This is a genomic window from Methanococcus vannielii SB (assembly GCF_000017165.1).
GTDB lineage: Archaea > AGJL01 > Methanococci > Methanococcales > Methanococcaceae > Methanococcus > Methanococcus vannielii.
Genome location: NC_009634.1, coordinates 1,578,630 through 1,599,404 on the forward strand (window position 1 = coordinate 1,578,630; position 20,775 = coordinate 1,599,404).

Genomic DNA, 20,775 nt, shown 5'->3' on the forward strand with positions numbered 1-20,775 from the left:
AACAATATTTAATCGTTATGATTTTGTTTTTAAAATTTAGACATTGTAAAAAAGTATATTGGTATTTTAAAACTAGTTTAAAATTATTTTAAGCTTATTTTAAATTTATATTTTCGCCGTGCGGACACTTTTCAGGCTTATCTATAAATTCATACAATTTTTCAATAGTTTTATCGGAAACCACGTGTTCTATTTTGCAAGCTTCATCTTTTGCGAAATCTAAATCCAGATTTAAAAATTCTGTAAGAAAATATTCAATGATACGGTGTTTTCTAAGCGTGTTTTTTGCAATTTCTTCGCCATCTTCATCAAGATATATTCCAACGTATGGCTCATAATGAATTAATCCATCATGACTTAATTTTTTAGCCATGCTAGTTACCGCAGCAGGCTGTACATTCATTAGTCTTGCAAGTTCTGTTGTTTTAACTGGTCTTTTTTTCTCCTTTATGAATAAAAAAATAGTTTCAAGATAATCTTCAATATTTTGAGATACCAAATTACCACCAAAAGAAAAATATAAATAGCATGGAATGCACATAGATGTATTTAATCTTATTTAAATTGTTTAATATGTATTAAATATAGTATATGGCTTATTATTATATATAGCTGGTGGTTTTATGGAGAGCATTTTACAAAAAAACCCAGGGTCTTACATGGTTTTAAAGGTTGAAGGAAGCTGTAGAAAGTTTTACGAGCTTGGAATTATCCCCGGTTCTAAAATAACGATAATATCAAAAAATAATCAAGGCCCAATTCTTATCCGGGTTGGAAATTCCAAAATTGCTATCGGTAGAGGAATGGCGAGATCCATATTTGTAGAATAACTTAAACGTACTTAAATGTCTTAAATTCTGATTATTTAAACCACGTTAGAATAATTCAACGTTTAACCGTAATTAGACAGGTAAGAAAATGGAAAAACCAAATAATCAAAAAGAAGGATTTTTTGAAAAAATACTTGTACGGATATCAAAGGCAGTATTAAATAAAACATGTTCGTGCTGTTCAAATAGTTCCTGTAAAAAATCCCAAAAATGCGACAACTACGGTGAAGAGGATGAATGAAGAAAAAAATATTGCCCTAATCGGTCAACCAAATGTTGGCAAAACTACTCTATTTAATCAGTTAACTGGAATGAAACAACGAATTGGAAATTGGCCGGGAGTTACGGTAGAAAAAAAAGAAGGATTTTTTAAACTAAATGATAAGAATTACAATGTAGTTGATTTACCTGGAATTTACTCATTAATGTCTGATTCACTAGATCAAAAAATTGCAAGAGATTATTTAATTGAAAATCCCGGTGCAACAGTTATTGATGTAATTGATACGCCAAATATTAACAGAAACTTATATTTAACGCTACAACTAATTGAACTTGGAATTTCTCCAATAATATGCCTTAACTTAATTGATGAAGCGGAAAAATTTGGTATACATATAAATGACCAGAAATTAAGCGAAAAGTTGGGTTTAAAAGTAATTAGGACTTCTGGAAGGCATAAAATAGGAATTGATTCATTGAAAGATTCAGTATATACCAGTGAATATCGGGCAAATCCTGTAACTTATTCAAAACTGTTGGAAAATGCAATCCATAAAATAGATAAAAAGCTTGAAGAAGGAAATTATAAAATTTCTAGCACTTACCAAAAACTTCCAAAAAGATGGCTTTCAATATCTCTTTTAGAAAGTGACCCTGATGTATTAAAGGAATTTTCAAAGAATTTAGAATTAATGGAATTTATAAATAACTTGAAAGCTGAAGTAGAAAATGAAATAAAGCACGATGTTGAAAGTTATATTGTAGAGCAGAGATATAAAAAATGTGATGAAATTTTAGCCGGAGTTATGGTAAACAGTGAACTTTATGAAGATATCGATACAATAGTGGTTCATCCAGTATATGGACTCGTTATATTTGCGGCAGTATTATATTTAATGTATAATTTCGTATTTGGTGTTGGAGAATTATTTTCAGGGATCATTGGGGAATTTTTTGAAATATTGGGTGAATATTTATTAATTATACTTTCTGAATCCTATTCGGGAATTATCGTTGATGGACTTTTAGCTGGAGTTGGGGCAGTTTTGGAATTTTTCCCGATGATATTTTTGATAATGTTTTCTCTTTCAACACTGGAAGATACGGGCTATTTATCAAGAGTTACTGCTTTAACACACAATATAATGTCAAAAATGGGATTAAGCGGAAAATCATTTATTCCATTAATAACCGCATTTGGATGTAGTGTTCCAGCATTAATGGGGACGAGATTCATTTCAAGCCATAAGGAACGACTTATAACTTTACTTATAACTCCACTTATTCCCTGTTCTGCGAGATTTATAATTATTGGATTTTTTGCATCGGCGTTTTTTATTGAAAGTGCAGTATTATTTACAATGGCAATACTTGGAATTACATTCGGGCTTTTATTTTTAGTTTCATATGTACTGAGCAAATTTATAAAGGGAGATTCTGAAGAATATATTTTTGAACTTCCACCTTACAGGATCCCCGACTGGAAAAATATTTTTAAAATGACATGGGAAAAAAGTAAAGAGTTTTTGAAAAAAGCAGGAACAATAATTGCATTAGGTTCGCTTTTGTTTTATGGGCTTATAACTTATCCAAGTCCGGATTCAAATTATGCGATGGTACTTGGAAATATTCTTGAAATTGTAACTAAATACATGGGCCTTGATTGGAGGGGCGCAGTTTCACTCGTATTTGGTATATTTGCAAAAGAATTAGTTGTTTCAAGTTTGAGTATACTTTATCCAGGAAATATCTCGGACTTCATAAGCCCTTTACAAGCATTTGTACTTACACTCGTTTCAGTACTTTATATACCTTGTATTGCAACAATTGCGGCATTCTATCTTGAAACAAGAAGTATTAAATGGACTGCATTTAGTATTTCTTATAATATCTTACTCGCAACGTTTGTTGGGATTATGGCATATAATATTGGAAAGTTGATTGGATTTTAAGCCCGATCACTAACTTTTTTAAGATAAATACTTTTAATAAATATAAATTTTTTATGTAATTTATTATTCAATTTTCACTTCAACATTTAAAAATACGGGCCCCCTTACATCGATAACTTTATTTTTACTCATGATCTGTTTTAATGCGATTTCTTCTATTTTTAAGTTAATGTCGCTCAAACTTCTAACAATTGGAACTTTTAATTTAAATTCACTAGTATTTGAAACAAATGCTTCTTCTACTTTAGATGTAATTTTAAAGCACAATGCATCAATGTATCGAATACCGGTAGTTACTCCTTCAACTTTTCCTTTTTCTAAAAATTCTTTAAATTCTTCCTTTACCCCTTCAAAAGTTTCTGGAATGCCGATAATATTTCCATCATAAACGTAAATCTCGTTTAAAATTGAAGGGCCAAGTAATTTTTTGTTTTCTTCTTTTTCAAATACAATGATTTTAACATTTTTCTTTGTTTTTCCAAAAATAAACGTTTTTTCTAATTTAAGGTTACAAGGCGATGTTATATCTTTGTTTTTAACGCATAAATCAATTAATTCTTTCGTTAAATCGTAAATTTCGTCCAGTACTGGGACTTTATCGAATTTTACCATTGATGAAATAGCTCTATCAGATAAGCTCTGCTCGTAAAACTGGGGATATACCATTTCACGTACATCTTCGAAATTTCCAGATATCATTGAAAGTCGTTCAACACCAAGCCCCAAATTCATTACCGGAACATCTATTCCATATTTACTAAGTGCAACTGGTGAATATACTCCAAAAGTTGCAACTTCAAGCCATTCTTTTAATTTTGGATGGTATGCATAAACTTCAGTCTGAGTTTCTGGAGTATAATACTTACTCTTTTTTTCATCAGGAATGAATTTAAAGTTTGTAAATCCAAACTGTGACAAAAGTCCTTCTGCAACTGCCTTTCCATCGTTAATATCTACATCTTTTCCAGCAATTACGCACGATGCAGAGTGATAAGTCATTAAATGACTTTTATCTTCTTTTTGTTCCCTTCTAAAGCACCTGTCGATTGAAAATAGCTTAAAAGGAAGCGGTTTTTTACCATTAAGTTCTGAAAGAGTTATAAACCAACCTGAAGTCATATGGCTTCTTAAAGTTAATTTTGAAGAAACCGCAATTAAATCTTTAAATTCTGGGAAAACTTCTTCTAAAATTTTTAAACCCATTTCACTTGAAATTTCAAGAGCTTTTGAAATCTCTAAAACTAAATCATCGCCATCAAGAGTTCCTTTTTTATATCCATGAAGTATTTTTTGCAAGCTTTCCTTGTGGCAAGATACATTAATTCCAAGTTTTTCAATTTGGGAAATTTTTTCATCACTTAATCCAACGTCTGGCCTTGGGAGGCCTGCTAGGTAAAAGCACCTATCTAACACTGCCATAGCTTCTGGGCCAAACTGTTTATAAATATCCCTTTCATCAACAATTACTGGATTTATGTATTCTTCAAACCCCATTCTAAGATATGCTTGCCTTAAATTTTCAATAGTATCGTTTACAGGGTGTGTCTTTCCGAAAATTGGTTTAATTCTCGGATAACTTTCATTTACTCGTTTAGACTTTATGAGGCCTTTAGTTTCTATCCAAGCCTTTTCAAAGTCCTTATTTGCCATTTCGATGATTTCTTCTCGTTTAAACATTATTATCACTGAAATCCTGAATTTATATAGGTAGTAATGTGTAATGTAATCTTTATATCATAATAAATGCCAATATTATATATTAATTAATCGGGGTGACGTTATGTCAAAGTTTGTTGAAAAGTACTTTAACTTTGAAGAGCACAATACAAACTTCAAAGTAGAAACCATGGCTGGAATTACTACATTTATGACCATGTCGTACATTATATTTGTAAATCCCCAAATATTAAGTCTTGCAGGAATGGATTTTGGGGCAGTAATGGCTGCAACCTGTATTTCTGCAGCAATAGGCACATTTATTATGGGGGTTTATGCTAAATACCCATTTGCACTTGCACCAGGTATGGGCTTGAATGCATTTTTTACGTTTTATATTGTTAATGGTTTAGGGCTTAGCTGGCAAGTTGCACTTGGTGCTGTTTTTATTTCGGGCATACTGTTTACAATATTGACTATAACTAAAATAAGGACGTGGATATTTGATGCAATACCAAATGCATTGAAATATGGTACTGCTGTGGGTATAGGTTTATTTATTGCGTTTATTGGCCTAAAATCTGCCAATGTAATCATTGCAAACGATGCCACCCTTGTTGGGTTAGGAAATATATTATCTCCCGCAACATTTTTAGCACTGTTTGGATTGTTCGTAACAGCTTCTTTAATGGCAAGAAAAGTAACTGGTGCAATTCTTTGGGGAATAATTCTTACAGCACTAATTGGAATGGGTTTAGGCGTTTCTGCACTTCCTTCTGGACTCATTGCAATGCCACCTTCTCTTGCACCAACGTTCATGCAGATGGACATCATGGGTGCGCTTAATATTGGCCTTGTAAACATAATCTTAGCTTTATTCTTGGTTGATTTATTAGACACCCTTGGAACGCTTGGTGCATTGAGTTCACAAGGAGGATATCTAAAAGATGGAAAACTTCCAAGGTCTGAAAAAGCATTAATGTCAGATTCAATTGCAACTGCTGTCGGGGCAACATTGGGTACTTCAACAGTTACAAGTTATATTGAATCAGCTTCGGGAATTGGACTTGGTGGAAAAACCGGTTTTGTGTCAGTAGTAGTTGCTGCACTATTTTTACTTTCGATGTTCTTTCACCCATTTGTTGCAGCAATACCCGGGTATGCAACAGCACCTGCTTTGATTATTGTTGGTGCGTTGATGATATCCGCAATAAGAAAAATTGACTTGGAAGATATTACTGAATCAGTTCCTGCATTCATTACATTAATTACGATTCCACTAACCTACAGTATTGCAACAGGGCTTCAATTAGGATTTATATTCTATCCGCTAATTAAAATAATTGCAGGACGTGCAAAAGAAGTTCATCCAATAGTTTATTTACTTGCAATTCTCTTTGCATTGAAATTTGTTGTACTGCCTTAAATTTTTTTATTTTAAATTTTTATTTTTTTTAAAAATAGATAATTTTGAATACTTTTTTAAAAAACTTTTAACTTAAACGGAAAAAATAAAAAATAAATTTTAAAGTAATAGCTAAAAAAATAATTTTAATTAATTTTAAGTAATTTCAATTACCTAAGCCTTATAGAATCAAGATTCATTGGTGAACGGGTTTCTTTTTTAAAGAGTTTATATGCAGTACTTGCAAGATCAATACACTTTGAAGCTTCACCGTGAACCGTTAATATACGGTCTGGAATTGGTTTTAACTTTCTTAAGTATTTTATCAACTGCTTTCTATCACTATGCCCTGAAAACCCTTCTAAGGTATGAACTGAAAGGTTTACCTTTACAGCTTTACTCCTTCCGTTCTTACCCATTAGGGGAATCTCTTTAAATCCTCTCTGGATTTTTCTACCCAATGTTCCTTCAGATTGATACCCTACAAACACGATTGCGTTCTTTTCATCTTCTGCAAGATTCTTAAAGTATTCAACACTCGGGCCACCACTAAGCATGCCTGAAGTTGTAAGAATGATACAAGCTTCATCTCCATCCATGATGTTTCTCCTGTCGTTTGTATTCTTAACTTTTTTGAATACTTCTGAAAGGAATGGATTATCTCCTTCATGGAATATCCTGTTTCTCATCGCTTTAGATAAATATTCTGGATAAGCGGTGTGAATTGCAGTAGCTTCCCATATCATACCATCAAGGTAAACTGGAGCATTGAATATACCTTGATTATATCCTTCTTCTAAAACAAGCATTAGTTCTTGGGCTCTTCCAATACCAAATACGGGAATGATTACTTTTCCGCCCCTAGAGGTGGTCTCCAACATTACATTTAAGAACTCTTTTTCAGTTTCATCTCTTTCTGGAAGTACGTCATCGTACCCCCCATACGTGGATTCAATAATGAGTGTTTCAAGTCTTGGGAATTGGCATGTTGCAGGTTCTAATAATCTTGAAGCTTCAAATTTAATATCTCCTGTGTATGCAACGTTATAGAGTCCATCTCCAACGTGACAGTGTGAAATTGCGGAACCCAAGATATGCCCTGCATTATGTAATGTTAATTTAATTGCAGGTGCAATATCTGTGGTAACGCCATAATCAAGAGGTATTGTATGCTTTATTGCGTTTTTAATATCTTTTGAGGAATATGGAACATTCTTTCCTTCTTTTTCGCTAATTTCAACGTAGTCTTTTTGTAGAAGGGTCATCAAATCTCTAGTTGGTTTTGTACAATATACTGGCCCATCATAGCCATACCTAAATAATCCTGGAATAAATCCACAATGGTCAAGGTGGGCATGAGTTACAACAACAGCATCGATTTCATCAATTGAAAATTCCGGCGCATCAAAATGTGGAAAAGCTTTTTCGTCATCTACTGCAATGTTAATACCGCAATCCACTAAAATTCTACTTTCCGGAGTTTGGTGGTAGATACATGTTCTTCCAACTTCCCTACTCCCGCCTAAAAAAGAAGTTCTAATCCATGAATCGTCTCTCAATCGTACATCCCTATGTATTCTTCTTCCAATTCTCCTTAAAATATCTTTTACATCCGTTCTTTCACGATACATTGTAGCCCTAATGGCTTTAATAGTATCTGATGGAATTGGTGGAGTCCTAACTGGTTTTGGGGCCCATTGAATTGCTTTTTTAATATCTTCAAGGGTTGAGCCTTCTTTTCCAATTACAAGTCCCGGTTTTTTTGATTCGATAATTACTTCGCCAGTATTTGCATCAAACACGCAGTTTGTAACTTCAGCATCTTCAGGAACTATCTTTAAAATCTGCTCTTTTGCGACTTCAGGTTCGACTAAAACAGAAGGATCAGGCCTTATTGCAAGCCTTTTTCTAAAATCCCTTGCAAATTCTTTTATAATACTGTTTGAAAAAAGTTCTGGATTTTTTGCATAAATTACTACTTCTGAACCTTCAAATTCGACATCCGTAATTACCGCATTTCCTGGGGCTTTGCGTATAACTTCAGCCTTTATCTCGTTTAATATATCTTCCGCTGACAAAATAGTCCCTCCTATGTAGTATTGTGTTTAAATTCGGAAAACGCCTATAAAATTGTTTGATGTTTTAAAATCATAAAAAAAATTTGAAAAGAATCCTTTTCAATAATTGTAATTGATATTGTACTATAAAAATAGTACGTTTAAGTAGTTATTTCTTTTTAGTTACTTTTTTTACCAAGTTTTCAATTTCTTCATCAGAATATAATGTTACTCCAGTTTTATCTATCTTTGCTAACGAAATTCCGTTTCCAGAGTATGCATCTCTTTGCATTGCGGATATAAGGGCTTTTACTGCAATAAGTAAGCCTTTTTCAATGTTGATTTCGGATTTATACTCTGCTTCAAGTACTCCGTAAGCAGTAGGTGAACCTGAACCTGTGGCCGTAAATGAAGATTCTTCATTAATGCCTCCAACAGGGTCGAGTGAAAACAATTTTGGTCCATTGATAAGGTCGTATCCACCAATTATTAATTGTGTTAAAAGAGGATAATGCCTGTTACCATGTAAGACATTACTTGTTAACGTAGTACAGGAAAGTGGAGTCATGTTATTTCCAGTTCTCATCTTGTATATTTTAGCTTCCGCAGAAAGCAACCTGATGAGTGATTGGGCATCCCCTACACTTCCAGCTATAGTCATTGCTATGTAGTCATCAATCTTATATAACTTTTTCGCTTCTTTGTCAGCAATGAGGTTACCCATTGTAGCTCTTTTGTCAGTAGCTAAAACAACGCCATCTTCACAAATTAATCCTACGGTAGTTGTTCCTTTCATGTATTCCTTATGGTATTCGCTGCCTGATATCATCGTATCACCATTTAATATAAATCAATTTATAATATATTCTTTATATAGTCTACGGTTTTAAAAATAAAAGAAATAGTAGTATTTAGAAAACAATGAATTTAATTTAAAAACATTTAGTAAGTTCTTGCAATTGAGATGTACTCTTTACCATTGTAAGTAGTTAATCCAAGTACGGATGCATCAATTAACCCTTCAAATTCCTCATTATAGATTGATTCAATGTATGGGACGAGTATAATGCCTTTACTTTCAGAAAGAGCAAATTTTACCTTTTCTGAAAGTAATAAAAGGTCTTTTTTATCGTTTTCTATTACGGTTATGTATTTTTCAAGTTTTTCAGTCGCTTTTTGTAATAAACTAGCCTTATAATCTTCAAAGGTTTTTTCTACTTCGTTTAAAATGTTAAAAGCTTCAACCGTCATTTTTTGGCCATTATCTCTTCTAACAATAACTGCCTTTCCTTCTTCAATATCTCGTGGGCCAATTTCAATCCTTAAAGGAACTCCTTTTATCTCCCAGTCGTTATATTTTCGGCCTGGGCGAATGTCTCTATCATCAACATGAACTCGGTATTTTGTTTTTAAAATTTTACTTAATTCTTTAATTTTTTCAATTACAATTTCTTCTTTTCCTTTAAATAGTAATGGAATAAGTACAATCTGAATTGGTGCAACATCTATTGGAATTACAAGTCCTTTTTCATCCCCATGAATTGCAATTAATGATGCAATCGCCCTATCAGATATTCCATAGCAGGTTTGGTAGGCATAGTCTTTATTTCCGTCAGGAGTTTCAAATTCGAGTTCAAACGTCTTTGCAAAATTTTGGCCCAAATTATGAACCGTTCCAATCTGCATCGTTTTTCCATCTGGGAAAATTGTATCAAACGCCATTGTGTAGTCTGCACCGGGAAACTTATCCCATTCGGGTCTTTTTGAAATAATGACTGGGATACATATTTCATCAAAAAATTTGCCATATATTTCAATAGCTTCTTTTATCTGCTTGTTACAGTCGTCCTGGGTTGAATGGGCTGTATGGGCCTCTTTAAAACTCATTATTTCTCTTAATCTAATTAATGGTCGAGTATGTTTTGTTTCATATCTAAAAGTGTTCACAACTTGATATAGTTTCATTGGAAGATCAGTATGAACTTTAATCCACTGTTTCATCATGTAGTACATCGTAGTTTCAGAAGTTGGCCTTAAAGCGAGTTTTATTTCTAAAGGGCTTTTTCCACCATGGGTTACCCAGTATACTTCATCTTCAAACCCTTTAATATGTTCTCCTTCTTTTGCAAGCAAGTTTTCAGGAATTAGCATTGGAAATAGTGTTTCATCATGGTTCGTGTCATCTAACAACTTTCTTAGAATTTCAAATGAATAACGTCTGATTTTGAAACCATAAGGTAAATAAACACCGCATCCTTTTATAGGGTACCTCAAATCGTAAATTCCAGCCTTTTCTAAAATTTCGCTGTACCATTCTGAAAATTCCATTTTTTCACCATAAATAGTATATAAGTACATAATTAATACATAATGAACGCACATGCCGATTCAAAGGATATTTGTAGTTTTGTAGATTATTGATTATAATATTACTTATAACCTCTAAAAAGATAAAATAACTGTTAAAATAATTTCGCATGTTAACCATGAGTTTATTTATAAAATATATTTATATAATTTGTGAAAATATTAGCTAAATTGATATTGTTTGGCACATTTGATTTTGAAAGTATAATTGAAATATCTCTATTCCCAATCTTAACTATTATTCTAGTAGTATTTATTGACGAGTCAATAACTAGCAGAGATATTTAGTAATATCACACATATTGGCAAAATAGACTTATCGCATAATTGTAATATACATTTGATATCGTTATGATATTGTTATTAAAAAATCCTATTAAACGGGCGTTTTAAATTATGGGAGTGAAATTATGGTTGAAAACATGGAAACTTCTTTTAAATCAATTGATTTAATCCAAATAATGGATAAATGGCAAAGAAAATGGGATGAATCAAAAATTTTTGAAACAAAACATGATAATCGTGAAAAATTCTTTATTTCTGCAGCATTTCCTTATCTTAATGGGGTTTTACATGCAGGACATTTAAGAACATTTACAATCCCTGAAACCATTGCAAGGTACCAGAGAATGAAAAATAAAAATGTTCTATGGACTTTTGGGTTTCATGTTACTGGAACTCCAATTTTAGGGTTAGCAAACCAGATAAAAGAAAAAAAAGAGGATATAATCTGGGCATATACTAATTTACACAATATTCCAATGGATGAACTTTTAAAACTAGATACTCCTGAAGCAATTGTTGAATGTTTTTCAAAAAAAGCAACAGATGCATTTAAAAAAATGGGATTTTCTCTTGATTGGAGAAGAAATTTTAAAACTGATGATAAGGTATTTAGTAAATTCATAGAGTGGCAGTTTTATAAGTTAAAAGACCTTGGACTTATTAAAAAAGGCTCTCACCCTGTAAGGTACTGTCCAAAATGTGAAAATCCAGTAGAGGATCATGATTTACTTCACGGCGAAGAATCAACAACAGTTGAATACAATTTAATTAAATTTACATCTACGTTTGATGAAAAAGATGTAATTATTCCAATGGCAACATTAAGGCCAGAAACCGTATTTGGGGTAACCAATGCATGGGTAAATCCAGATGAAATTTATGTTTTAGCGGAAGTTTATGATGAAATCCAAAAATTAGACAGTGAAGATGTAGATTTAAAGTACAACGGGTTATGGATTGTTGGAAAAGAATGTGCAGATAAATTAAAAGAACAAGACAAAAACATTAAAATTTTAAAAGAATTTAAGGGAAGCGAATTAATTGGCTTAAAAATTAAAAATCCAGTTACAAACTTAAAAGTTCCAATTTTTCCAGCAGAATTCGTTGAAATGAATATTGGAACAGGTTGTGTAATGAGTGTTCCAGCTCATGCACCATACGATTACGTTGCATTAAGGGATTTAGAAAAAGTTGAAGAAGTAGGGCTTATTTCATTAATCGAAATTGAAGGATACGGTAAATACCCTGCAAAAGAAATTGTAGAAAAGATGAATATAAAAAATCAAAAAGATGAGGCCCTGTTAGAGGAAGCAACAAGTAAAATCTATAAGGATGAATTTCACAAGGGTAAATTGAACGAAAACTGTCCAGAATACAAAGGAACTTCTGTAAAGGATATTAAAGAAAAATTAATAAAGGATTACATGAATTTCGGCATTTCTGAAATAATGTACGAATTTTCAGAACCAAAAGTTGTATGTAGATGCGGTGAAAAGTGCATTATAAAAACTGTTAAAGGACAGTGGTTTATTACTTATTCTGACGAAAATTGGAAAAGACTTGCACATGAGTGCATTGATAGCATGGAATTTGCACCTGAAAATTTACGGCATGAATTTCACAACAAAATCGACTGGATGAAGGATAAGGCCTGTGCAAGGAGAAAAGGACTTGGAACCAAGTTACCATTTGATACAAACTGGATGATTGAGTCATTATCTGACAGTACAATCTACATGGCATATTATACAATTGCAAGATTTATAAATGCGGGAATAAATGAAAATCAACTTACCTCTGAATTATTTGAATACGTCTTCTCAGGAAATGGAAATTTAGCTGAAATTTCTAATGTATCAGAAGTTTCAATCGAAATAATTGAAGAAATGAGAAAAGAATTCTTATATTTCTACCCTCTTGATTGGAGATGTTCTGCAAAAGATTTAATTCCAAATCACCTATCATTTATGATATTTAACCATGTAGCACTATTTAAAAAGGAACACTGGCCAAGAGGGATTGAAATAAATGGCTATGTTACAATTGAAGGCAAAAAACTTTCAAAGTCAAAGGGGCCAGTTTTGCCCGTTTTAGAAGTTTCTGAAACTTTTGGGGCAGATGTAGCAAGATTTTATATTACAACATGTGCCGAACTTCCGCAGGATGCAGATGTTAAATTTAAAGAAATGGAAAAGGCAAGAGATAATTTAATAAAACTTTATGAACTTGCAGTTTTAGTAACTAAAGAAGGGATTATCGAAAAAGAACTTTCAATAATTGATAAATGGTTATTACATAAAACCCATTCTTCAATTAATTTTGCAGAAAAAGCTTATGAAGAGTTCCATTTAAGAAAAATCGGACTCATGTTTTACGAGTTAATAAATGATTTAAGATGGTACAAAAGAAGAGGTGGGGATAACAATGGCGTTTTAAAAGAAGTCGTTGAAATATGGACTAAGTTACTTTCTCCTGTAACGCCCCACCTTTGCGAAGAAATATGGGAACTATTGGGACATAATGGATTTATTTCGAAAGAAATATTCCCAAATGTTAAAATAGAATATATTAATGAAGAGTTGGAATTAGGGGAGGAATTTATCCGGTTTACAATGGAAGATATACGAAATATCAAAAATGTTGCAAAAATAAATCCTGAAAAAATGTATTTATATACTGCAGACGATTGGAAATATGAACTTCTTGAATTTATGAATAAAAACAGTGAAAAAAACGTTAAAGAGTTAATCCCCATCGTAATGAAAGAAGAAAGGTTTAAAAGACATGGAAAAGACGTCATGAAATTAATTAACGATTTAATGAAAGTTGGCGTTAAGAAAGCAATAGCTGAAGTAGAAATACTTGAAAATGCTAAAACATTTATTGAAAAGGAATTTGAATGCAATGTAATTATTGGCGGGGAAGACTTTAATGGCAAAAAGAAATTTGCAATTCCCTATAAGCCTGCAATATACATGGAATAATTTATTTTTTGGTGAAATACATGTCATGCATCGACAATTATAGTCACGAAACTCTCTTAAAAGGTTCTTTTAAGGAATGCAGTGATTATATAAAACAGCACTATAAAAATATCCGTGAATTTAATCCTGGTGATGAAATTTTAGAAGGAGTAATGCTAATTGGAGTCCCTCCAATTCCAGTTGGTTATGAAGAAGATTTTATAATTTTTCCATATACAAAACCCTGCTATGGAACACACGTATTAAAGGTTCCAATGAATCAGTATATTGATTCTCATGAGAAAACTAAAAAAGAAGGGGAAAAAAAAGGTATCCTTTCAAAATTAAAATTCTGGTAATTTTTTAAAAATTAAAATGAAAGGTTTAGCATTTTTCTATCAATATATATGAGCCCTACTGAAAGTAAAAACCCTAAAAAGTCGCCTAACGGTATTGCGAGCCATATTCCATTTAACCCGATATACATTGGAAGAATAATCATTGGGGGAATTAAAAATAAAGTCTGCCTTGCACAGGAAAGAACAAATGCAGGTAATGCTTTTCCAAGTGATTGATATAATCCGCTAATTACCATTTGGGCCCCTATTAAGAATGAAAATCCGAAAAATATCCTTATTGGGAGTATTCCCTTTGAGATTACCTCACTATCTGTTATGAATATCCTGATAAATTGCTCTGGAAATGCTATTATGAAGATAAAGCCCAAGAAACAAAGACTTGTAGTCGAGATTAACGCAAGTTTCACTGCTTCACTAACTCTTTTTAAATTTCCTTTCCCATAGTTATATCCAACAATAGGCTGAAGTCCTTGAACTATCCCGTGTACTGGCATAAATAAAAGCATTGCAATTCGATTTACTACGCCAAAGATTGCAATTGCAATGTCCCCGCCATAAAATCCAAGTAAATTGTTTCCAAGTACTAAAAGAACGCTACTCATGATAGTTCTTGCAAATTCGGATGCACCTATAAGTATTATCTCTACGCATGTTTTTATATCAATTAAAAAATCATTAACCTTGTATTTAATACTAGTATGCTTCCCAAGCTGGTAATACGTAAGATAAATTACGCCGACAACTTGTGAAATCACGGTTGCAATTGCAGCCCCTTTTACACCCATGTTTAATCCGATAATAAAAAGTACATCAAGCATTGTGTTTAAAACCGCTGGAAAAACCATTCCAAACATTGCAATTTTTGCCAATCCTTCTGCGCGAACAAGGTTGTTTGCAACAATTAAGTAGCTATTAAATATTGTCCCATAGAGAATTATTAAATAATAATCTTTAGCGTAAGGAAATACCTCAACAGAAGCCCCTAAAAGATTTAAAATTGGAACTGCAAATAAAATTCCTAGTGTTGTTATTAATAACGATAAAATTAACACCATACTGATTGAATTTCCAGCAGCTTTTTTTGCAATTTTTAAATTGCCTTCACCAAGTTTTCTTGATAAAATTGATGCACCCCCAATTCCGAAAGTAATTCCAAAAGCAAGTACTACCATTTGAAATGGGAATATTAATGAAACTCCTGTAAATGCAAGTGTTCCAACCCATCTACCTATAAAAAACCCGTCAACTACGTTATAAAGTGCCATAATAAGCATACCAATTATAGCTGGAATGGATAATTTTATAAGTAACGTCTTTACGGGCTCAATTCCTAAAAATTCACTTTTATAAACCATATTTATCACAATAATATATTTTACATTAATTTATTGTCATATTCTAATTTTTTTTTAAATTCTATAGCAAATTCTTTTTCCAAATTTAGGTGCATTAAACTCCTTTTTGGAAGCTCTAATATATAATTGGGGAGATTTTCAGATTCAATTCGTTTTTTAACGTCGTTAAATGTAGAAATACTGTTTTCAACTGAAATAATATATTTTTCAAAAGTTTCAATGGCCTCTTCACGAGATAACATCCAAAGATTACTTAGTCCAAGGTCAAAACCTGAAATTAGTTTTTCATTATTAGAAAGGAGGGATTTTACTTTATTTTTCATTACTAAATGACCCAAATCCGTCGAGTAATAAATTTTTCTTGTTCTGCCGTTTTTGCTTGTAGTTTTACTTTCAACAAGTTTTTTTTCTTCTAACTTTTTTAGGACGTAGTATATTGAAGAAAATGCAACTTCTGTCCATTGTCTCATATTTCGTTCGTCAATTTTTTTTTCAATTTCATAACCGTACATCGGTTTTTCAATTAATAGGCCTAAGATTGCAGATTCCATGTTTGAAATTTCGGTTTCAGGATCCATAGTTCCTCTCGTTTTTAAGTGCGAATCATTAAACTATATTTTATTGTAAAAGTATATCCCATATTTATAATATTATACGTATATAATAATATATAAACTAATTTAAAAATAATTTAAAAATATGCTAAAATATAATAGTTAAAAATATTTGCCTAAAAAAATCGGAAAATATTAATATCCTTCACCCGTAAATGTAGATTACCGTAATATGTTTTGGTGGTACTTTTGAAAATAATGATAATTTTAGGATGTCCTGAGCCCCCAGTTTTAATTCCTTCATTTATGAACCTTTTAAGCCTTTTAAAAAACAAAGGACATGAAATAGTAGTTTCTGCAAATCCTGCGGCCTTAAAACTTATCGAATCAGCAGATCCTGAAAAATACTACCTTAAAGGAGTGGGTTTTCAATCAATTGATGAAGGATTGAAAGAAAAAATCCCCGTAGACTATATTTTTGGTTTTGCACATAATGATGCAGCAGTTAATTACATTATAACATATAAAATGGTCTATAATATTGATGCATCTGCAATAGTATTTGGAAAAGATTTTGAGAATGAACTAGTTAAAATATTGTCAGATAATGGTGTAAAGGCAGAAATGGCGAAAGCATTTCACAATCCAACGCCCTTAAATGTTAAAATAAAAAAAATAATTTCAGAAATTTAAACTATTTAATAGTGACTAAATTACATTTGTGGTGTTAATATGAAAATGGGAATAATTTCCGAAGAACGAGACTGGGTTACTGATGAATTAAAAAGCAAGATGGAAAAAAATGATATTGACCCAGTTTTTATTCAGCCCTCAAAGATAGTTTCATCGATTGCGTCTGACGTAAAATTTGAACATAATAACCGAAACATTACTGATTTAGAGTGTGCATTTATTAGGAATATCGGTGACGGCGTAGAGATGTTTCACAGGTTTGACACGCTAAAATATCTTGAAAATTACGTTCCAATAATAAATCCAATGGACGGTATTGAAAATGCAGGAAATAAATTTAGAACTTCTTTTTTAATGGAGGTAAATAAGATACCCCATCCAAAAACGATTATTTCTGAAGACGTAAATAAAGCGTTAATTGCTGCTGAAAAATTTGAAGATGTTGTACTAAAACCTCTTTTTGGAAGTCAGGGACGAGGACTTGTACGGGTTAAGGGTAGGTCTACCGTTGCTAAATTAAAAGCTTTAAACACCTTTAAAAGTAATAATGGGGTAATTTATCTTCAGGAATTTGTAACAAATCCAAATAATGTTTATAGGGATATAAGGGCATTTGCTGTTGGAGATAAAGTAGTTTCAGCAATGTATCGAAAGTCAGACAGCTGGATTACCAATATTCATCAAAACGGGGTTGCAGAAAAGTGTGAAGTATCTGAAGAATTAAGTAAACTCGTTTTAGCTGCAAAAGATGCACTTGGACTCGTTTATGCAGGAGTTGATGTTATGGAAAGTTCTGACGGTTTAAAAGTAATTGAAGTAAATGCATGCCCTTCATGGGAAGGACTTTCAAGAGTTTCCGATACAAACATTACTCAGTATATTATTGATGCTGCAATTGAATATTCTAAACGATGTTAAAATCCTAAAAATATGCACTTTTCATTTTTTTAATAATTTCTGATGAATTATTTCCATATTCTTGAATTTTTAAAAGTTTTTCATCTATTTTTCCAAGCTTTATCTTTTTTGTAGTATAATATTTATCTCCAAGCTTGTTTTTTAATTCTTCACGCTTTATTTCCCTATTTTCAATGATTTTTTCGGAAGTTAAGTCCAAATTTTTATCTGAATATGGAATTCCCACAGTTGATAATGCAATTAATCTTTCATCTGAATCGGGAATTCTTACTAATGTAGATATCTGTTTTTTATCTGGATTTTTATATGCAATTGTTGCCCCTCTTTTCCTTCCGATTGAAGGGCCTTCTGAAATTATAAAGCCTGATTCAACAAGTGCACTTCTAAACGGAATTGAGGACGAATATGATATTAAAACACCTGAATCATTCATTATGTTATATATTAACTTTAAAAAGTCAACAGTATATAAAACAGGGTCTTTTAATGGTGAAAATGCATCATGAAATACAACGTCATAAGTTTTAAGAGATGTTCTTTTTAAAGTAACCCTTGCATCTTCATTAAAAATTCTTATTTTTCCCCCCGTTTTTCCCTTAAAAAAATTTAAAATTGATTCTTTAATAAGTTCATGCTCTTTAATTGGGATATATAGTGCAAGTGATAAAAATAACATTTCTTTACTAAATTCAACCATATCTACGTTTGAATCAATATTTTTATGAAGTGCGGAAACTGCATTATATCCGATTCCACTACATAAATCGAGGATATTTGGGCTTTTTATCTCCTTTAAATTTGAAGGAATTACAAATTTTGAAATACTTTCAACAAGTGCGCCAACTTTAGAGTGCATCAGTTCATCTGGGTCTTCTGAACGAATAGTAAATGTTTCATCATCCGTTTTTACGAGTAAATCTTTTTTAATAAGTTCATCAATTAAGCTTGAAAAATTTTCTAAACTATACTCTTTTTCCATGTAAATTTTGATTAAATCAATAGCTTTTTTGTTTGGAAGCATTAAAACACCAATTTTAATAACTATTTTTTATTCAATAATACTTTTAAAAAATTTAAAAAGAAGATTTAATTATTTTCTAATTATTTCTTCGGTATTCTTTCAAGGACTTGCCCAACAACTTTTTTGAATTCTTCTGAAGCCTTACAGTCTAATGTAACCATTGGAATCCCCCTATCTGATGCAACTCTTGCTTTTACATCAAGCGGGATTCTTCCAAGGAAGTAAACGTCTAATTCTTTTGCAGCTTTTTCTCCACCGCCTTTTCCAAATACATCAATTACTTTATCGCATTCTGGACATACAAAACCGCCCATGTTTTCAATAAGCCCAATTATTGGAATTTCAAGAGTATTTGCAGTAGATACTGATTTTCTAGCATCAAGAACAGAAACTTCTTCTGGGGTAGTAACTATTATAATCCCGTCAATATCTGGAATCGACTGTAATGTAGTCAATTGAATATCTCCAGACCCTGGGGGGGTATCTATTAATAAAAAATCAAGATCGCCCCAATTAACATCACTTAAAAACTGTCTAACGGCACCACTTGCTTTTGGGCCCCTCCATATTATTGGAGTATTTACATCGGGTAGGAAGTACCCTATCGACATTGTTCTGATTCCTTGTGGTGATAATACGGGATAAATTCCATTTTCATCAGCTAAGGGTTGAATTTCAGAAACTCCCAGCATTTGCGGAATATTGGGGCCGTGAATATCTCCATCCAGTACTCCAACGGATTTTCCCATCATATTAAGGGTTGCAGCAAGGTTTACAGTAACTGTTGATTTACCAACGCCCCCTTTTCCGCTAATTACTGCTATTTTATACTTAATTTTGGACATTTTTTCCCTTATTTCTGCGTTTTGCTGTTCCATCATTTTCTTTGTATCCGAACATGACGAAGTAGATTCACAAGAGTCACATTTTCCAGAGCATTCATCTGACATGCTTTTCACCATCTGGCTTTATTAAATTTCATCAATATGTAAATTAACATAATATATAAAATAATTTACCCATATGGGCAAATCATTATTATATTTTTATTTATTTAAAAGTATCTCAATAATTTTTTCTCCAGAATTCCCTTTTCCAAACGGATTTTCCCAAGTATTATTGTTATTTAGCATAAAATCAATGGAATTAAGGATTTTTTCAGGTTCACATCCTGAAAGGATGTTTGAGTTTACCAAAATAGTTTCTGGCCGTTCAGTATTTTCCCTTAAAGTTACACAGGGAACATTTAAAATACAAGCTTCTTCTTGAACGCCACCACTATCTGTAATTATTAAACGAGCATTTTTTTCAAGCATTAAAAATTCAAGGTATCCTATAGGTTCAATCACTTTTACCAAGTTATTTTTTGATAAATCGTTAAAAAGTCCAAACTCAATTAATTTTTTTTTCGTCCTAGGATGCACTGGAAAAATAATTTGTTTTTGATATTTTTTAACGATTTGAGTTATTGCAAATACAAGTTTTGATAGATTTTCAACACTATCTGTATTTTCTGCCCGATGTAATGTTAATAAAAAATATTCATTATTTCCTGTTAAATTTGATAAAAAAGTGCAAATATCTTTATTTTGTTCCGCAATTTTTAAGTTTTGAACAGTTGCATCAACAATGGTATTTCCAACAACAAATATATTTTTTTCAAGTATTCCTTCTCTTAAAATATTTTTTTTTGCAATTTCAGTTGGTGCAAATAGATAGTGTGAAATATGGTCTGTCAAAACACGATTAGTCTCTTCAGGCATTTTTCTATCAAAACTTCTAAGTCCTGCTTCAATATGTGCTATTTTTATATTTAATTTAGAAGCTGCAAGGGCTCCCGCTAAAACCGTGTTTGTGTCACCTTGGACAAGTACTATATCGGGTTTTTCGTTTAGTAAAACCTTTTCAATTTCAACTAACATCCTTCCGGTCTGATTTCCATGACTACTTGACCCTATATTTAAATTATAATCCGGTCTTTTTAAATTTAATTCTTCAAAAAAGATTTTATCCATATTTTCAGAATAATGTTGATTCGTATGAATTAAAAAAGAATTTTTATTTTGTAGTCCCCGAATTAAGGGGGACATTTTAATTATCTCGGGTCGAGTTCCAAGGATTATCCCTATTTTTAACAT

The 20,775-nt window shown here is 31.9% G+C and carries 18 protein-coding genes; 8 read left to right on the top strand and 10 right to left on the bottom strand.

The features are described 5' to 3' along the window. Positions 1-94 precede the first annotated feature (94 nt). Positions 95-499, bottom strand: a complete 405-nt coding sequence (locus MEVAN_RS08045; protein ID WP_048059184.1) for a metal-dependent transcriptional regulator — start codon at positions 497-499, stop codon at positions 95-97. A gap of 124 nt (positions 500-623) precedes the next feature. On the opposite strand from MEVAN_RS08045, the gene MEVAN_RS08050 reads away from it, so the two are divergent. From MEVAN_RS08050 to feoB, 3 genes are all read left to right on the top strand, one after another. After that, positions 624-830: a FeoA family protein gene (locus MEVAN_RS08050; RefSeq protein WP_012066374.1), complete on the top strand. Its 207-nt coding sequence runs from the start codon at positions 624-626 to the stop codon at positions 828-830. An 88-nt stretch (positions 831-918) separates the two neighbouring features. Further along, the gene (locus tag MEVAN_RS08950; RefSeq protein WP_156769210.1) at positions 919-1,071 is read left to right on the top strand and encodes a hypothetical protein; all 153 of its coding nucleotides are present in this window, start codon (positions 919-921) and stop codon (positions 1,069-1,071) included. Continuing rightward, positions 1,064-3,004, top strand: a complete 1,941-nt coding sequence (gene feoB / locus MEVAN_RS08055; RefSeq protein WP_012066375.1) for a ferrous iron transport protein B — start codon at positions 1,064-1,066, stop codon at positions 3,002-3,004. Before MEVAN_RS08950 ends, feoB begins: the two co-directional genes overlap by 8 nt. Positions 3,005-3,067: 63 nt before the next feature. On the opposite strand, the gene sepS is transcribed toward feoB, so the two are convergent. Then, a complete protein-coding gene (sepS, locus tag MEVAN_RS08060; RefSeq protein ID WP_012066376.1) occupies positions 3,068-4,681 on the bottom strand; it encodes an O-phosphoserine--tRNA ligase in 1,614 nt (537 codons plus the stop codon). 103 nt (positions 4,682-4,784) lie between these two features. On the opposite strand from sepS, the gene MEVAN_RS08065 reads away from it, so the two are divergent. Next, positions 4,785-6,086, top strand: coding sequence for an NCS2 family permease (locus MEVAN_RS08065; RefSeq protein WP_012066377.1), 1,302 nt, complete (start codon positions 4,785-4,787; stop codon positions 6,084-6,086). Positions 6,087-6,235: 149 nt separating this feature from the next. Here MEVAN_RS08065 and MEVAN_RS08070 read toward each other — a convergent pair whose 3' ends face one another. The 3 genes from MEVAN_RS08070 to proS all read right to left on the bottom strand — a co-directional run bounded on the left by MEVAN_RS08070 (position 6,236) and on the right by proS (position 10,450). Then, positions 6,236-8,143: a beta-CASP ribonuclease aCPSF1 gene (locus MEVAN_RS08070; protein WP_012066378.1), complete on the bottom strand. Its 1,908-nt coding sequence runs from the start codon at positions 8,141-8,143 to the stop codon at positions 6,236-6,238. A 148-nt stretch (positions 8,144-8,291) separates the two neighbouring features. Then, a complete protein-coding gene (gene psmB, locus MEVAN_RS08075; RefSeq protein WP_012066379.1) occupies positions 8,292-8,951 on the bottom strand; it encodes an archaeal proteasome endopeptidase complex subunit beta in 660 nt (219 codons plus the stop codon). A gap of 113 nt (positions 8,952-9,064) precedes the next feature. Then, entirely contained in the window at positions 9,065-10,450 is a 1,386-nt protein-coding gene (proS, locus tag MEVAN_RS08080; protein ID WP_012066380.1) for a proline--tRNA ligase, read from the bottom strand. 449 nt (positions 10,451-10,899) lie between these two features. Between proS and leuS the strand changes: the two genes are divergently transcribed. Beyond that, complete coding sequence (gene leuS / locus MEVAN_RS08085) at positions 10,900-13,758, top strand: leucine--tRNA ligase (RefSeq protein ID WP_012066381.1); 2,859 nt, start codon at positions 10,900-10,902, stop codon at positions 13,756-13,758. Between the two features lie 20 nt (positions 13,759-13,778). After that, entirely contained in the window at positions 13,779-14,096 is a 318-nt protein-coding gene (locus MEVAN_RS08090) for a DUF1894 domain-containing protein (protein WP_012066382.1), read from the top strand. An 11-nt stretch (positions 14,097-14,107) separates the two neighbouring features. Here the strand turns inward: MEVAN_RS08090 and MEVAN_RS08095 are convergent, their stop codons facing one another. Together MEVAN_RS08095 and MEVAN_RS08100 are read right to left on the bottom strand one after the other, a co-directional pair. Further along, positions 14,108-15,451, bottom strand: a complete 1,344-nt coding sequence (locus tag MEVAN_RS08095; protein ID WP_012066383.1) for an MATE family efflux transporter — start codon at positions 15,449-15,451, stop codon at positions 14,108-14,110. A gap of 20 nt (positions 15,452-15,471) precedes the next feature. Continuing rightward, on the bottom strand, positions 15,472-16,029 hold the full coding sequence (locus tag MEVAN_RS08100; protein WP_012066384.1) for a PadR family transcriptional regulator: 558 nt from the start codon (positions 16,027-16,029) through the stop codon (positions 15,472-15,474). Positions 16,030-16,254: 225 nt separating this feature from the next. Between MEVAN_RS08100 and MEVAN_RS08105 the strand changes: the two genes are divergently transcribed. Together MEVAN_RS08105 and mptN are read left to right on the top strand one after the other, a co-directional pair. Further along, positions 16,255-16,698, top strand: a complete 444-nt coding sequence (locus tag MEVAN_RS08105) for a DUF1890 family protein (RefSeq protein ID WP_012066385.1) — start codon at positions 16,255-16,257, stop codon at positions 16,696-16,698. A 39-nt stretch (positions 16,699-16,737) separates the two neighbouring features. After that, complete coding sequence (gene mptN / locus MEVAN_RS08110) at positions 16,738-17,616, top strand: tetrahydromethanopterin:alpha-L-glutamate ligase (RefSeq protein ID WP_012066386.1); 879 nt, start codon at positions 16,738-16,740, stop codon at positions 17,614-17,616. A 4-nt stretch (positions 17,617-17,620) separates the two neighbouring features. Here the strand turns inward: mptN and MEVAN_RS08115 are convergent, their stop codons facing one another. The 3 genes from MEVAN_RS08115 to wecB form a co-directional block, all read right to left on the bottom strand. Beyond that, complete coding sequence (locus MEVAN_RS08115) at positions 17,621-18,637, bottom strand: MnmC family methyltransferase (RefSeq protein ID WP_012066387.1); 1,017 nt, start codon at positions 18,635-18,637, stop codon at positions 17,621-17,623. Positions 18,638-18,717: 80 nt separating this feature from the next. Next, positions 18,718-19,587, bottom strand: a complete 870-nt coding sequence (locus tag MEVAN_RS08120) for an Mrp/NBP35 family ATP-binding protein (RefSeq protein WP_012066388.1) — start codon at positions 19,585-19,587, stop codon at positions 18,718-18,720. A 96-nt stretch (positions 19,588-19,683) separates the two neighbouring features. Continuing rightward, on the bottom strand, positions 19,684-20,775 hold the full coding sequence (gene wecB, locus MEVAN_RS08125; protein WP_012066389.1) for a non-hydrolyzing UDP-N-acetylglucosamine 2-epimerase: 1,092 nt from the start codon (positions 20,773-20,775) through the stop codon (positions 19,684-19,686).

Coding starts and splice junctions, on each gene's coding strand:
- MEVAN_RS08050 (WP_012066374.1), top strand. CDS start 624: ATGGAGAGCATTTTACAAAAAAACCCAGGGTCTTACATGGTTTTAAAG.
- MEVAN_RS08950 (WP_156769210.1), top strand. CDS start 919: ATGGAAAAACCAAATAATCAAAAAGAAGGATTTTTTGAAAAAATACTT.
- feoB (WP_012066375.1), top strand. CDS start 1,064: ATGAATGAAGAAAAAAATATTGCCCTAATCGGTCAACCAAATGTTGGC.
- sepS (WP_012066376.1), bottom strand. CDS start 4,681: ATGTTTAAACGAGAAGAAATCATCGAAATGGCAAATAAGGACTTTGAA.
- MEVAN_RS08065 (WP_012066377.1), top strand. CDS start 4,785: ATGTCAAAGTTTGTTGAAAAGTACTTTAACTTTGAAGAGCACAATACA.
- psmB (WP_012066379.1), bottom strand. CDS start 8,951: ATGATATCAGGCAGCGAATACCATAAGGAATACATGAAAGGAACAACT.
- proS (WP_012066380.1), bottom strand. CDS start 10,450: ATGGAATTTTCAGAATGGTACAGCGAAATTTTAGAAAAGGCTGGAATT.
- leuS (WP_012066381.1), top strand. CDS start 10,900: ATGGTTGAAAACATGGAAACTTCTTTTAAATCAATTGATTTAATCCAA.
- MEVAN_RS08090 (WP_012066382.1), top strand. CDS start 13,779: ATGTCATGCATCGACAATTATAGTCACGAAACTCTCTTAAAAGGTTCT.
- MEVAN_RS08095 (WP_012066383.1), bottom strand. CDS start 15,451: ATGGTTTATAAAAGTGAATTTTTAGGAATTGAGCCCGTAAAGACGTTA.
- MEVAN_RS08100 (WP_012066384.1), bottom strand. CDS start 16,029: ATGGATCCTGAAACCGAAATTTCAAACATGGAATCTGCAATCTTAGGC.
- mptN (WP_012066386.1), top strand. CDS start 16,738: ATGAAAATGGGAATAATTTCCGAAGAACGAGACTGGGTTACTGATGAA.
- MEVAN_RS08115 (WP_012066387.1), bottom strand. CDS start 18,637: ATGCTTCCAAACAAAAAAGCTATTGATTTAATCAAAATTTACATGGAA.
- MEVAN_RS08120 (WP_012066388.1), bottom strand. CDS start 19,587: ATGTCAGATGAATGCTCTGGAAAATGTGACTCTTGTGAATCTACTTCG.
- wecB (WP_012066389.1), bottom strand. CDS start 20,775: ATGTTAAAAATAGGGATAATCCTTGGAACTCGACCCGAGATAATTAAA.